Raw genomic sequence first — 15252 nt, forward strand, 5'->3', positions numbered from 1 at the left:
ATGAAGCACATTCAGCTTGGACTTATCTTTTTGTTAATTGCTTTGCAATCCTTTGCACAGCAAGACAGCATCGTAATCAGCGGAACATTAAAAGGAGAGGGCAGCCACAGGCTGGCCCTCTCTTTCCAATCCGAAAAGAAGGAAAATTATAGTCAGGATCTCATTGGAGGGAAATTCAGTTTTAAAATAAAACGTCAGGCGGAGCCAGTGCTTGCCTGGCTACAATTAAACGCTTTGGCAAATGGGCAGTCTGGCACAAATGAGCAGTCTGCTGGTCAATCTTCCAAAATCGTATCCGGAACTGATCTTTTTATCTTCAAATCTGATCTTCAGATTTCTGGAGCTATCAATGAATTTGAAGGGATCAGCATTCAAGGCGATGTAGAAAATGAAGGGTTTATGATCTTTAGGAGTACTGCCCAGCCACTGATCACAGAAGACCTTAACTTAAGAAAGCAGATGATGTCTTTGCCTAAATCAGATAGTTTATTGCTGAAAGCTCTGATCAATAAAGGACAGGCCGTTTCTATGAAAATTATCGCTAAACAGAAAACTTTTATTGCTACTTATCCGGATGCATTATTGAGTTGGTACCTGTTGGGACGAATGCCTAATTTTTATACTGCTGATCAGTACATCGCCTGTGCTTCTTTATTATCTGCCAAATACCGGAACACCGGTATTGCAAAAAAGGTGACCAACAAAGTCGCGTCGTTGAAGTCAACAGCTGCGGGAACAATGGCTTTAAATTTTAAGGGGACAGACCAAAATGGACAAGCCTTTGAACTCGCCGCTAAAAGAGGCAAATTGATTTTGCTGGATTTTTGGGGAAGCTGGTGTATTCCTTGCAGGGCAGGGAACCCGCACCTGAAAATGCTAAGTGCCAAGTACAAAAATATGGACTTTGAAATTGTTGGCATTAGCAATGAACATCCTAAAACAAAAGAAGAACGAAGAGCCGCATCAGTTGGAGCAATGTGGAAAGATGGTATAGACTGGATCAATTTGTTAAATAAAGATGATACGGATATCGATGTCATCAAAGCGTATAACATTACCGGATTTCCCACCAAAATTCTATTGGATAAAAATGGTAAGGTAGTTTTACGCCTCACTGCCAATGCGACCAACGATCTTGACCTGGCGCTGGAAAGGTATAGTAAGATGGGACATTTTTAATTCCCTTGAGCTTCAGCTGTATTAAATATTTATCTTTACAGGGTGAAGGAACAAATCATCAGCGTTAAAAACATCAGCAAACAATATCAGCAGGAACAGGCTTCAGGTGTTCAAAATATCAGTTTTGATATTCATAAAGGAGAGATCATTGCCATTATTGGTGAAAGCGGAAGCGGGAAATCGACCCTGTTGAAATGTATTTATGGCTTGCTGAGCGTTGATGAGGGGGAGGTTACTTTTAAAGGAGAACGAATCCTTGGGCCAAATGAACAATTGATTCCAGGTCATAAGGAGATGAAAATGGTGACTCAGGATTTCTCCCTGAACATCTATGCGAAAGTATATGATAATATTGCTTCCATGCTGGCCAATACCGATGTGCATTATAAGCATGAGAAAACAACGGAGATGATGCTTCATTTGCATATTGACCACCTGAAAGATAAAAAGATTACACAGCTGAGCGGTGGAGAGCAACAAAGGGTGGCCATTGCAAAAGCATTGGTCAGTGATACTTCTGTATTGTTGCTGGATGAACCTTTTAGTCAGGTTGACGCGTTGTTGAAGAACCAATTGAGAGCGGATATTAAGCGTATTGCTGCGGAAACCGGAGTAACAGTAATTATGGTTTCTCATGATCCCGCAGATGGATTGTTTTTAGCAGATGAGTTGTTGATCCTGAAGGACGGACATCTGATGCAACAAGGGAAACCTGCGGAAATTTATAACCATCCAAATCATATTTATACGGCGAGAATGCTTGGGAATGCAGTGGTATTGAATACGGAGGAGGCAAAAAAGCTTGGCCTGGAAATTAAAGAAGGGAATGCGGTGTTTTATCCGGAATGGGTGGAATTGAGCAATTCCTGGACCAGCAGGCGTTTTGAAGTAAAGGATGTGTATTATAAAGGTTTTTATGAAGAACTGTTGCTGGAAAGAAATGGAGTAACGATCAGGGCGATTCAGCTGAACAGGGGAGAGCATAAAAAAAACGACCACGTTCAAGCGAACATTGGTCGTTTTTTAAAGTTTTAATCGGCTTTTATACCTTACCTTATCTCATTGAAGGGATTAGAATAACTTTAACCTTAATTGGCACAGTTGGTTGTTTCGGATCTTCATTTACGAAATTTGCCCTTTGAAGATCAAAAGAAAGTCCACCATCAAAATGCTCATAACTATAGCTTGCACCTTCAAAAGTGTAAGGCAATTGAATAAAACTTGTATTCTTAACAGGGTGATCGAAGTAAACTAAAATTCCTTCCTCGTCTACATTAAGTTGGTCTATTGCAGGAATTGAATACTCAGCAAAGAAAGCAGACTTATCTGTGGTTGCTTTCCAATCGCCAGGTTGAATCGTAAAAATAATTGTTTTGTTAGGAACATTCTCCTGTATAACGTTATCCTTTTTGCAGGATGCCAGGCCCAGCGTGGCAGTTGCGATGAGTAGTAATAAGATTCTTTTCATATGATTTGTGTGTTTGATGTTCTTACAGCAAATCTGTTGCCATAAAAATACAATTTTGTATTTATTTATGCTGTAATTAAAATGTTATACAGAACTATATTGCGATCAATAGGTTTGTTGCCAATTTATCGCCTGATAGTTTGGTTTTTGATCCAGAAATACCTCGCCCCACAATGTACTGGGCAAGATTAAAAGGCTTCTTAGAAAACATCTGATTGGTTCTTTATTACAGTCAATGCAAAGGAATTCCCTGCTGGGATAGATACTCAAATCTTCCAGTATATTAAAACCTAAACAAATCAATCAAAGTGCTCTTTGCTAAAGAGCTAGTTCAACAGATCCCATTCCGATTTTAAAATGGCAAATTGATATTCATTGATCCATTTGCCATCTACAAACCGATTTTCAATAAAATGACCTTCCTTTTTTAAACCAAGCTCTTCTAATAAACCGATCATTTGCTCATGGTCTGCGTTTATCTTCAGGACAACACGGTTGATCTTAGCTTTTTTAAATAAAAGAAACAGTGTTGAAGACAGGGATTCTTTTATATCCACTTGTTCGCCAAGAGAGGAGTTGATGTTTAGTTCTGCAATGCGGCCATCATATTGACTGAGTTTTAGCTCGCAGTCTCCACTTACTTTTTGGCTAAGCTCGTCCTGCAGCAAATGAACAAATTCAGGGATATCTTTAATTTCTGACGTATTATCGCCTGCAGTTTCTGTTTTGCGATCTAAGTTTAGAGAGCCCACGTGTACGCTATTGGAGACTTCTCTGCCATCCTGTCTGGCAAAAGAGATATAGGCTTCCATACGTGCATTTACATGTGAAGGATCGATAGAAAGTACATCTTTACCCTCAACTCTTTTTGCCCCGATTAATTGGTAAGAGGTCTCTTTTAAATCAGGAAAATAGATCACCAGCATGGCCCGATCATTATGATACTGGCTCATCGGGATGTCCGATACATCCCAATTAAAGGTGATTTTCTCCTCTGCCTGGCTGATAGAAGTATTGACAGCCACAGGAAGAGTCCCCATGCTTAGTAATACTTTGGTATAGTCCAGACTGATGTTTGGATATGTTCCCTGAAGCGCATTCTTTTTATTGTAAGAAACGGCTTCATTGTACTCGTTTCTGTCCGTTCCGGCAACCGCAAGGCGAAACCCTATACGGATCGCATGAATTGAAGGCTTGAGGATCTCATTGACCACCGTCATCTTCTGGCAATTTGCTTTCCTTGCCGGAGTAAGCGGTTTACTACTTCTGCCTATCATTCTGATGACATGTTTACCTTTTAAGGTATAACCTACCAGGTTGCCGACCCTACCATGGAATCCGCCAAATAACCCATTTATTAATGTTCCCATTTTTAATTTATTTAAGTAAGTGAATTGATTAAAAACAATTTACGAAATGTTTTTCATATCCTATTCATATGTGCTATCCTAAAATAAAGGGTCATTTGATTTCGGAAACATCGTTAAAAGGTCTGACAGACCAATTATGAACCTATCAACCTCCTGTTATTGGCTAAATGAAGGTCAATTGGAGGAAAACGGATATGCAACACATTTCAACCGGAAACATTAATGAAAAAGACAAGTGTCAGTTATTTGACGAGAGCGGGATCCTCTTACATTGATTTGAAAGTTAATCAGCTTTTTTATAACGCCTAAAGGATATAAGAAAAACCTATTTTTCCTGAAACAGTGTGTAGTTTAAATTCTTCAAAATCAGTACCCAAAGAAGGGCCTAACTGCATTTCAAAATTGATTTTGCGACCAAGGCTACGCTGAATCCCCCAAAAGATATCTAATGCCATGCCACCATCATTTCCGTATGTGTTTTTTTCTACGATTGCTTTTGTGGAACCACCAATCTCAACCCCAAAAAAGTTAGCGGCATTATTTCTTGTTTGGCGCCCCTTTTTAGCCCTTTTTTCCAGATTATAGTAATTTCTGAGACCAAGGTACGCAGTTGGAGACATGCTAAAAGCCCAATTACTACCACCCCAATTGCTGTAAGAATAAGCGACACCTGCGCCAATACCAATCCCACCATAAACTGTTGTTGAAGGGGAAATAAGGTGTTCATGTTCAAAGAATATTCCAGGTATGATCAATTTAATTTTATTTAGACTTTGAAGAGGCTTAGCTATAGTGACGGTATCTTGCGCGATGGATTTTTGAGTGATGACGAAAAACAGGAAAAATAGTGCTATCGAATAAATTTGTTTTTGAAGGTTTCTCATTGGTTTTGTTTGATTTAAGTATAAAGGTAATATGATTTTCTATTAATGAGTGTGTTTTAACATTAAGCAGTACTAATTAACATTAATTAACATAGTCCTTTTGCGACCTAAAGATTTAGGATGGAATTGACCCTGATAAATTCATCCAATAGGTTATTTTTAAACAAAAAAACAGATCTTTAAAAAAGATAAACGCTTAAAAGATAAAATTGCACCTAATGAAGAAATTAATGATAATCAGCAGTATTCTGCTCTTATTTTTATCCAGCTGTTCAGAAAAAATTGACGGTAGTTCTGAAGAAAAGTTCAAAGCTTCTGCTGAAAAAATAAAAAGTAAGCTTAGTGAAGAGGATCAAAATAGATTTGAAGTCGCTTTGAGGGTCATCACCGCTTCAGCTATGAAACATAAATTTGATCATCCGGAGGAAGATAAAAACAAATCTTTTAATCAAATTATCATGCAGATGGTGAATGGTAAAAGTTACAATAACATGGTTGACATGGCAGAACAATACCTGGCAGAGAGCCATAAACTGGAAATTGCTGGTTTGAAAAAAGATATGGCCGATCTTGCCGGCAGAAAGGCTCAGGAAGTTGCGGTAAAAAAGCAGTTGGATATGTTGAAAGGAACCCTGGTTAAAATTGACCTGGTAAACGGAGAGCCTACCATTTTTGCTGAATTTAAAAACTTATCAAAGGATACACTCTATCGATTTACCTGTTCGGTATTCTTAAAAACAGATTCCGGAAAATTCCTGACTTCTTCTTCGTCCAATTCACATACAGGAAAAACAAGTGCTATCGGAACTGTAAATCCCAATGATACCTTTATTGCCACGGCAGGGATAGGACAGCTCATCATGCGGGATTATCCTCATGTTCCATGGAAAACTATGAAATATCCGGTTAAAGATCTAAGCCAGTATCATCTGGTTGCCGGTGGAATGACCAAGCAATTGCGCATGTATGAACAGGAACACGACCTGTCTTCAGTGAAATGGGATTACTGGGATGAACAAAATTTCCTGAAGATGACAACTTTAATCAAAAAACGGGAAGCCCAAAAACCAACGCTTGATAGCCTCGAGCTCAGCAAATAATGTTAATTTCTCTAAAAGCTGAAAGCCGAGTTTCCTGGTAAACAGGTTTAGTTTTTTAGTTTACACTTGATATTAAACAGCATAAAACCAAATAGATTAAAGGGTGTTAAGGCAAGGTTAAGTTTTGCCTCAATGGGAGATCTGCCATTCCCTTTTTTGTACTTTTGAAAACCTAATCAGGTGTGGGATATGAATATAATCTTGGTTAAAATAAAACATGGTGATCATCAGGCATTCAAATCGCTGTTTGAATCCTGTCACTATAAATTATACCAATTTTGTTATCGTTTTACCAACGACCGGGATACTGCAGAAGATATTGTACAGAATATTTTTATCCATATCTGGAACAACAGGGCTAAACTTAACGAACAGACCCCTGTAGAGGCCATTCTTTTTAAAACAGCAAAGCAGGAGATATCTAACTGGTACAGATCATTAAAGAATCAGGAAGAGCGGATTGAAGACGACGCGATGATTGCTGAGGAAGAGGATACTGAGGATCCTCATTTAGCAGAACTACAAAAAGATTACCTCTATAAACTTCTGGATAAGTTACCGGACCGAAGAAGAGAAATATTTATGCTCCATCGTTTTGATGGCCTGACTTGTCAGGAGATCGCCCAACATCTTGAAATCTCTAAAAGTGCCGTCGAAAATCAAATCGGCCTTGCCCTTGCTTACCTTCGGGAACAGGCAAAACTCTCCAAATCCCTGCTTTAATGTTAAAATTAAGTTAACACTGTATTAAATCATCTATATAATTAAATATAGAGGTGGTGTTTTCATTTTCCTAAACGTAATAGGTTAAAAAAAGGAAAAGCATTGAAACAAAAAAATATAGATCCTAATGAATTTGACCGCATCTGGAACGAAATACCCGATCATGGGGAACTTGATCCGGTGCAGAAGAGCCGTATATGGCAAAACATTGATCATAAAACAGAAAGACCAAAACAGCGGTCGTTTTATTGGTTTGCTGCCTCCATAGCGATTGTTTTATTAAGTGCTGCTACCTTCTCCTGGTTGAAATACTACAATCAGGCCGACTATCTGGAGGTAGCTACCCATGCCTCTTCTAAAATCATCAGACTAAAAGACAGTACCGAGATTATCCTTGGGCAGTATAGTAAATTGAGATATCCTGCAGCGTTTGGTTCCTCAGACAGAGATGTATTTCTGGAAGGAAATGCCACTTTTAAAGTCAGACATAATGGGAAATCTTTTACTGTAAATTCCGGAGGCGTAAAAACAAAAGTTTTAGGAACCTTCTTTAAGGTGACCATGTTACCTGGAAATACGGAAGCTAAAGTGGCGCTTTTCGAAGGGAAGGTACAGGTGAGTTACCAGGAAGGAGATCCGACGATTTTAAAACCTGGCGATGAATGGTGGTACACCATGAAGACAAAACAACTTAAAATGAGTCACGACGAAAGCATCCAGCGTAAAAACTTAAAACTGGATTTCAAAAATACTGACCTGTCAGAAGTATTGCAGCAGATTTCTATGATGTATGGTGTGAAAATCACGACAGCAAAAAGTGTGAAAGAGGGGCTGAAAATTACAGGAACATTGTATTATTCTTCTGCCAGAGAGAGTCTGGAAGAAATGGGATTCCCATTCGGTTTAGTGGTTAAAACAATAAATAAAGACAACTATGAAATAGAGTAGCCCTTAAATACGGAAGCACCACATAGTGTGGTGCTCCGAAGTGTTTTTCAATATACGCATCGACGAAATGCCTATATCAATTATGAAACTGATTTCAATTACCAAAAGTATGAAAAAATATTGTACAATTGGGTTGCTCTGCTATGCATTTATGTTTGGTACTGCACAGGCAGGCAACTCTTATCAACAAGTACAAAACCAACAAAAAGCGATTACCATTGTATCGGGGAAAAGAATAAGTCTGACCGCTATTTTTAATGAAATGGCCAAACAATCCGGCTATTCCTTCATCTTTTCTGAACAGCTGATCAAAGATTTCTATGCTGATGAGCTTAAAATCAATCAGCTGGAACTGAATGCTGCCTTAAAGTATTTAGAGAACCGTTTTCCTGTAGCTTTTAAAGTCAGCAATAGAAGTGTTGCTGTGGTTGTACAACAAAAAAAGCAAGAACAAACAAGTGTAAAAGGACTCGTAACCGATGAGAAGGGGGAAGGGATTCCAGGGATATCAGTCAAAGAAAAGGGAACTAAAAGTGCTGCGGTAACCGATGCCAGAGGTAACTTTAAGATCAGCACTGATCAGGCAGAAGGTGTATTGATCTTTTCTTATATCGGTTACAATACCCTTGAAAAATCTTTTTCAGCGAGTACCTCAGTATTGAATGTTCAAATGAAAGAGAATGTCAATACCTTAAGTGATGTGGTGGTGGTAGGCTATGGTACGCAAAAAAAATCCAGTGTTACCGGCTCCATCTCTTCTTTAAAAGCTGAAGATCTGACGGGTTACGCAGGTGGCACACTTGCTGAAGCTGTGGTCGGGAAAGCTGCAGGGGTACAGATTGTTCAAAACTCTGCAAGTCCGGGTGCCGGAAGTCAGATCAAAATTCGTGGTACGGGAACTTTAACTGCCGGAACAGCCCCATTGGTGGTGGTAGATGGTTTTCCATTAACGGAGGGTAGCAGCCTGAGCGCACTTGATCCTAACGTCATTAAGTCTATTGAGATTCTGAAGGATGCCGCTTCTACTGCCATTTATGGCTCCAGAGGAGCAAATGGGGTGATCATGGTAGAAACCAAACAAGGGAAAGAAGGCAAAACATCAGTAAGCTTCAATTCCTATTATGGGATACAGCAGCGTGCAGACAATGTAAAACTGGTAGATGCTTATGAGATGGCGCAATTCATGCTGGAAGCAAGAAATACAGGTTACGTCTCCAAAGATCCGTTAAACAGAAAAGAGTCTGATGATGCCAGTGTCAGGTTAAAAAACGGAGCTTCAAAAAGAGAGTTGATTCCTGATTATATCCTGCCTTACCTTCAAAAACAACCCGGTTTACAAAATACCAATTGGCTGGATGAGGTTTTCAAAAATGCACCGATGATGAGTCATACCCTGAATGTATCAGGTGGTGACCTTAAAAGTAAATATTCCGTAACGGGGAATTACTTTAAACAGGATGGAATTGTGATTGGTTCAAATTTCGAACGTTATTCCTCTAATATCAACATTACTTCTGCTTTAACGGATAAGATTAAGTTTGGGATCACCTTAAACCCCTCTTATAGCAAAAGAAATATTTTTGATAATACGGGCGACTGGTCTACTGATCCTCTGGCTATTGCAATGATCAGTTATCCGTTTTTTTCGGTGTATAATTCGAAAGGTGAACTTAATATTTCCGATCAGATCAAGACAAACCTGCCCACTGACGGAGCACTGTCTGAAAATCCAATAGCAATGATGAGGATGATCGACAATAAAACCAATGAGTTTAAGATGTTTGGAAATTCCTATCTCTCAGTTAATTTTTTGAAGGATTTTACTTTCAAAACCTCTTTAGGCGGAGATTTTTCTTCTTATAATGCCAACAGGTTCGATCCTTCAGATGTTGGGCGCTACCGTCAGGCAGCTCCGGACAAAACGGAAGCGACCAGAAGGATTATTTTCAGAAAGAACTACCTGAATGAAAATGTACTATCTTTTAATAAAAGTCTGGGTAAACATACGCTGGATGTCATTGCAGGGCAATCATTTCAATACGAATACATTCAGTCAAATGAAACAAATGCCTTTGATTTTCCGGATGATCAGGTTAGAAACATTTCCGGTGGAACCAGTTTCTCAGCAAGGGAAAGGCAGGAAGAATGGACATTGATCTCTTACTTTTCAAGGGTAAACTATAACTACGACAACCGGTATTTGCTTGCCGCTTCTGTAAGAAGAGACGGATCTTCCAGGTTTGGGGACAATTCCAAATGGAGTCTTTTCCCGGCCGTTTCTCTTGGATGGCTTTTGAGTGAGGAAACGTTCTTTAATAAAAGTAATCCTTATCTGAACTATCTGAAATTAAGAGCTGGTTGGGGCAGAACGGGTAATAACCAGATCCCCAACTATGGAGCAAAGTCCTTGTTATTCGAAGAGAATTACGTGAACAATGGAGTGCTCGGCGGAGGGTATCGCATCAATACTGCTCCAAATCCAAACCTTTCATGGGAGGTTGCAGAATCGATCAACCTGGGTTTGGACATGAGTCTGATCAATAATTATTTTAGCCTCTCGGCGGATTATTACGTGTCGAATACCAACGACCTGCTCTTAAATGTGCCTGTCCCGCTTCAATCTGGTTACAGCACCTCGATCCAAAATATCGGAAAGATCAGAAACTGGGGTTTTGAATTGCAATTGGGACTTAACAAGGCCATCATGATGGGCGAGTTTAAGTGGAGGCCCTCTGTAAATTTCTCTACCAATAAAAATAAAGTGCTGGCGCTTGGAAACGGACAGAATGAGATCCTCACAGGAACCAATAGCTTTGCCAGAACAAGAGTTGGCGGACCGATAGCCGAAATGTACGGTTATAAGGTAACCGGCGTTTACCGCACAGCTGAAGAACTGAATAATTCTCCAAAGATGGCGGGAACGCTGGTTGGTGATTACATCATTGCGGATTTAAACGGAGATGGAATCATTGATTCCAAAGATAAAATGGGCTTCGGTACTGCGGCACCTGAAATAAGTTTTGGCTTTTCAAGTTCACTGAGTTATAAAGGCTTTGATCTGAGTTTCGTATTGAGCGGAGAGTTGGGGAAAAAGATTTATAGCAGACCTGTTTCTACTGTGTTTGGTTCTGGTGAAGGCTTTGCTGTCGCTTCCAAAGAATATTTTGACCACCGTTTTCATCCGGTAAATAATCCTGATGGTCGTTATGCTACGCCGAACATGGGTAACTTTTCAAACAACAGGAAAGAGACCAGAGCTTCCAATATATTCTTCGATAATGCATCTTATCTGCGCTTACGAACCCTGCGCCTCGCTTATCAGTTGCCAACGAGTTTTGTAAAACGCATTGGATTGTCAGGACTACAGGTTTACCTGTCCAGCAATAACTTGTTTACGATTACTCCTTACAAAGGATTTAGTATTGATGCAACGTCGTTAAAAACAGATCCAAACTTATTGAAGACGGGTGAAAACTCTGAAGACCCGTTGACACAAGGCTATGATAATGCCAATTATCCTGTCGCCAAATCCTATGTCCTGGGGTTAAACTTAAATTTTTAAGATCATGATCAGTCATAAAACTATACTCAAAAATACATTAGGTCTGTTACTGTTTGCAGGATCGGTAATGAGCTGTTCCAAAAGCAGACTCGATACTGTGCCCACAACAGAAAAAATGCTGACCAACTTTTATAAAAATGAAGCACAAATCAATGAAGGTGTGAATGCTGCTTATGGAATGCTGCAAAAGGAAGGTCAGTATGGTGCCAATTATATGGTATTTGGAGAAATCCCTTCTGATAATACTTTTGATGAGGTGCCTGCCAATGACGGAGGAAACTATGGACAACTGGATCTTTTTAGTGCAATTGCCTTGAATGACCTTGTTAAAGATACCTGGGAGGCTGCATACATTGGTATTCAGCAAACGAATGTCATCTTAAACAGGATTGATGCGATTGAAATGTCTGCACAGAACAGAGATTACCTGAAAGGAGAGATGTTATTTATCAGAGCGCTCTCTTATTTCAATCTGGTCAGGATTTTTGGAGACGTTCCATTAGTGACTAAAGAGACGACCAATGTGAACGATTATTTCGGTCAGGGGCGTACATCGAAAGCAGAAGTATATACCCAGATTGAGCAGGATTTAAAAGCGGCGATTCTTTTGCTGCCTAAGGCGCGCTCATTAAAGGGAAAAGCTACACAGGGTTCTGCGCTGGCTTTGTTAGGGAAAGTTTACCTGACGCTCCATAAATATGATCTTGCGATCGCTCAGCTGGCTCAGGTTGGTCCATTGGGATATAAATTGCTTACAGATCCTGCCAGGATTTTTGACCCCTTATTTGAAAACAGTGAAGAGATCATTTTTGATGTACAGTTTGCTTCAGGTATTAACGGGAATAAAGAAGGAAGCAGGGGATTTCAATTATTTAGCCCGTCAGGATCAGTAGGTGGTGCAAAAGGCCATAATTTACCTACTCGTATGGTCTACAATTCCTTTACTGCCAAAGACCGAAGAAAAGCGGCTTACCTGGGCATCACTTCCGGTGGGGTTCCTTTTACAAAAAAACTGGTACAAACCTCTTCTACAATAGAGGATGGGGGAAGCAATGTGGTGGTATTACGCTATGCGGATGTCTTGCTGATGCTGGCAGAATGTTATAATGAAACCGGAAATCCGGGTAAAGGAATGGACTTACTGAATGAAGTAAGGGAACGCGCCGGACTGGATAAAGTAACAGGTCTGGATCAAAATAGCCTCAGACCTGTGATTGCTCAGGAAAGACAATGGGAATTTGTTGGAGAAGGAAGCCGCTGGTTTGACCTGATCAGGACTGGAAAAGCGATAGAGGTCATGAATGCCTATTTTAAAGTTACTCCAGGGTATCAGGGCATTAGCATTAATGAGGACCAGCTTGTACAACCGATCCCTCAAAGCCAGGTCAATACTGATCCGGCCATCAAACAAAATAAAGGATATAATTAAGACCTGAAATCAATCAAGATGAAAAAGAGTTTACTAATTTTTATCCTGCCGGTTGTGTTGTTCAGCAGCTGTATGGTAAAAAAAACGTCGGCAGGAAAACAGACTTTAAGTAGAGAACGAAAGGGAGTAATGGTCGTTTCTCATCGTGGGGATTGGCGGAATGCACCTGAGAATTCTCTTTGGGCAATTCGTAAAGCCATAGCAATGGGAGTAGACATGGTGGAAATAGATCTGGCAATGACTAAAGACAGTGTTTTGATTCTGATGCACGATAGTACCATTGATCGGACAACGACTGGTAAAGGCCGTCCTGGTGATTTTACCTATACGGAATTGAAAGCTTTCTACCTGAAAGATGGCCTTGGGGTTCCTACACAGATGCCAATACCAACACTGGAACAGGCATTGGATCTTGCTAAAGATCAGGCAATGCTTAACCTGGATAAAGGATTTGATTATATCAAAATGGTGTATCCAATGGTCAAAGCAAGGAAGATGACCGATCAGGTTTTGTTTAAAGGGGCTCAAAATTACCAACAGACCAGGGGAAAGCTGGGAGCTGTATTAGATTCCATCTATTATATGCCAATTATCCGGTTACATAAAGGAGAAGGAATGGAAGCAGTTCTGGATTTTACAAAGAATTATAAACCCTTTGGCTTTGAGTTTACTGTCGGAGAAAATGAAGATCATCTGATAGACTTTGGAGCATTGAGGAAACAAGGATATCATGTTTGGGTAAACTCATTATGGCCACAGCATAATGCTGGCCATAATGATGACCTGGTACTGGAAAATCAAAATGTTTATCAATGGTTCTTAGATAAAAAAGTCAATATCATTCAGACCGACCGGCCTCAGGAATTGCTGCGGTTTTTAAAAAAGAATGGTCAACATCAATAATTAACTAGCGTATATGAAAAGATTTATAAAATTTAAGGTAGCAGTATTAACTATGCTGTTGCTTTCACTCAGTTATGCTTTTGGTCAGCATGCACCTAAAACTGCGGAAAGTATATTAACGAAGTTCAAGCATCCTTCAAACGATCATATTTTGGTGGTTGCCCATCGGGGAGACTGGAGAAATGCTCCTGAAAATTCCATTAAAGCGGTTGAATATGCCATCGCAATGGGTGTCGACATTGTAGAGATTGATGTGCAAAAGACAAAGGATAGTGAGTTGGTCATTATACATGATAAAACGATCGACAGGACCACTACAGGAAAAGGAAAGGTGAGCGAGCTATTATTAGATTCAATTAGAAAGGTAAAGCTGAGAAACGGTGCCGGAATGCCTACCAGGTATCACATGGCTACCCTGAAAGAAATGATGCTCGCTGTAAAAGGAAAACCTGTTCTTGTAAACCTGGATAAAGCCTGGGACTATATCCCGGAAACTTACCGGATTCTGAAAGAAACAAATACGGTGAATCAGGCGATTTTTAAGGGAAACAGGTCTTTTAAGGAGCTTCGTTCTGCAATAGGTAAACTGGCCGACAGCATTATCTACATGCCGATGGTTTGGCCTGTTAATTATAATATCTATAAGGCTGCAGAGACTGAGGGACCGGTTACTTTTACCAAAGAGTACATCAAGGAATTTAAACCCATTGCGTTTGAAGTGATTTACAATGCCGAAGATTCGCCGGTATTAGAAGCGATAAAACTCATGCAGGAAAAGAAAGTTACAGTATGGGTAAATACCCTATGGCCGGAACTGTGTGCGGGTCATGATGATGAAAATGCAATGGATGATGCAGACGCACATTGGGGTTGGGTAATTGCTCATGGAGCGAATGTAATGCAAACAGACCGACCTGCCGAACTGATCCGGTATCTGGAAAAAAAGGGATTGAGGTAACAGATAGAAAACACTAAATGTCAGAAGGCATAAGGAGTCCGGACCTTATGCCTTTTTTATATTTTCAGGATATTATCTTTTTGTCGCATGAAAAGGCAATCCTGAAGCTAAATTGGTAATGGCATCTGCCATGCGCTGGACTCTGGTCTGAACAACCGGAGATTCCATTAACCATTGAAAACATTCTTCTTGTCGCGTCTTGCTCAGTTTCTGAAAAGAAGCCCAGGCAGCCGGTTCATCTTTTAAACATTCGATAAAATCTTCAGGAACGATCTCAGAAACAGGATCACCGTCATCATATAATACGATGCGTACATAATCCCCTGCCTGTTTACCAATTTGCTTGCGTATTTCTGCCCTTACGGTAATGAATAACATTTCTTTCATCGGCATCAGCGCAGTATCTTTTACTTCATAACTATCAATGAAACCTTTTACTTTCCTGGTTCCGAAAGGTCTGTGTTTATCTTTTGATATACCCGGAAGACGTGCAAAGGTCCAGCCTCCCTTACCTGGAAATTTTTCCAGAAGTATGTCCTCATTGATCAAGTGCTGTTGTTCCATGTTATTCCAAAGCTTTTCTTGTTGAAACGCTAATGAAGGATAAAATTAAAGAAAACTATGCCCATCTGCGCCAGATTCATTATAATTTCTATAAGGAGTGGTGTTTATTTTCTGATGTTTAGTAAACATACATTCTGGAAAAATATTTGTATAATTATATCATA

General features: G+C 39.8%; 13 protein-coding genes. 9 read left to right on the forward strand and 4 right to left on the reverse strand.

Going from position 1 to position 15252, the window contains the following annotated elements; all coding sequences use genetic code 11:
* Positions 1 to 1179 (forward strand): TlpA family protein disulfide reductase, encoded by a 1179-nt coding sequence (locus tag BUC20_RS08185; protein WP_073229884.1) that lies wholly within the window; start codon positions 1 to 3, stop codon positions 1177 to 1179.
* 42 nt (positions 1180 to 1221) lie between these two features.
* Entirely contained in the window at positions 1222 to 2214 is a 993-nt protein-coding gene (locus BUC20_RS08190; RefSeq protein WP_073229886.1) for an ABC transporter ATP-binding protein, read from the forward strand.
* A gap of 19 nt (positions 2215 to 2233) precedes the next feature.
* Here BUC20_RS08190 and BUC20_RS08195 read toward each other — a convergent pair whose 3' ends face one another.
* From BUC20_RS08195 to BUC20_RS08205, 3 genes are all read right to left on the reverse strand, one after another.
* Positions 2234 to 2647 (reverse strand): hypothetical protein, encoded by a 414-nt coding sequence (locus BUC20_RS08195; protein ID WP_073229888.1) that lies wholly within the window; start codon positions 2645 to 2647, stop codon positions 2234 to 2236.
* Positions 2648 to 2973: 326 nt separating this feature from the next.
* Positions 2974 to 4017: a GNAT family N-acetyltransferase gene (locus BUC20_RS08200; protein WP_073229889.1), complete on the reverse strand. Its 1044-nt coding sequence runs from the start codon at positions 4015 to 4017 to the stop codon at positions 2974 to 2976.
* Between the two features lie 305 nt (positions 4018 to 4322).
* Positions 4323 to 4901, reverse strand: coding sequence for a hypothetical protein (locus BUC20_RS08205; protein ID WP_073229891.1), 579 nt, complete (start codon positions 4899 to 4901; stop codon positions 4323 to 4325).
* Between the two features lie 218 nt (positions 4902 to 5119).
* Here BUC20_RS08205 and BUC20_RS08210 point away from each other — a divergent pair, with 218 nt between their 5' ends.
* The 7 genes from BUC20_RS08210 to BUC20_RS08240 all read left to right on the forward strand — a co-directional run bounded on the left by BUC20_RS08210 (position 5120) and on the right by BUC20_RS08240 (position 14524).
* Positions 5120 to 6001 (forward strand): DUF6694 family lipoprotein, encoded by an 882-nt coding sequence (locus BUC20_RS08210; RefSeq protein WP_073229893.1) that lies wholly within the window; start codon positions 5120 to 5122, stop codon positions 5999 to 6001.
* Between the two features lie 189 nt (positions 6002 to 6190).
* Positions 6191 to 6724, forward strand: coding sequence for an RNA polymerase sigma factor (locus BUC20_RS08215; RefSeq protein ID WP_073229895.1), 534 nt, complete (start codon positions 6191 to 6193; stop codon positions 6722 to 6724).
* A gap of 102 nt (positions 6725 to 6826) precedes the next feature.
* Positions 6827 to 7672: a FecR family protein gene (locus BUC20_RS08220; RefSeq protein WP_073229897.1), complete on the forward strand. Its 846-nt coding sequence runs from the start codon at positions 6827 to 6829 to the stop codon at positions 7670 to 7672.
* A gap of 109 nt (positions 7673 to 7781) precedes the next feature.
* On the forward strand, positions 7782 to 11234 hold the full coding sequence (locus BUC20_RS08225; RefSeq protein ID WP_159441071.1) for a SusC/RagA family TonB-linked outer membrane protein: 3453 nt from the start codon (positions 7782 to 7784) through the stop codon (positions 11232 to 11234).
* A 4-nt stretch (positions 11235 to 11238) separates the two neighbouring features.
* The gene (locus BUC20_RS08230; protein ID WP_084528693.1) at positions 11239 to 12663 is read left to right on the forward strand and encodes a RagB/SusD family nutrient uptake outer membrane protein; all 1425 of its coding nucleotides are present in this window, start codon (positions 11239 to 11241) and stop codon (positions 12661 to 12663) included.
* Positions 12664 to 12681: 18 nt separating this feature from the next.
* A complete protein-coding gene (locus BUC20_RS08235; protein WP_073229898.1) occupies positions 12682 to 13566 on the forward strand; it encodes a glycerophosphodiester phosphodiesterase family protein in 885 nt (294 codons plus the stop codon).
* 13 nt (positions 13567 to 13579) lie between these two features.
* On the forward strand, positions 13580 to 14524 hold the full coding sequence (locus tag BUC20_RS08240) for a glycerophosphodiester phosphodiesterase family protein (protein ID WP_073229899.1): 945 nt from the start codon (positions 13580 to 13582) through the stop codon (positions 14522 to 14524).
* Between the two features lie 72 nt (positions 14525 to 14596).
* Here the strand turns inward: BUC20_RS08240 and BUC20_RS08245 are convergent, their stop codons facing one another.
* Complete coding sequence (locus tag BUC20_RS08245) at positions 14597 to 15088, reverse strand: YdeI/OmpD-associated family protein (RefSeq protein WP_073229900.1); 492 nt, start codon at positions 15086 to 15088, stop codon at positions 14597 to 14599.
* Positions 15089 to 15252: the final 164 nt, after the last annotated feature.

This window comes from Pedobacter caeni, assembly GCF_900129215.1.
Taxonomy (GTDB): Bacteria; Bacteroidota; Bacteroidia; order Sphingobacteriales; family Sphingobacteriaceae; genus Pedobacter; species Pedobacter caeni.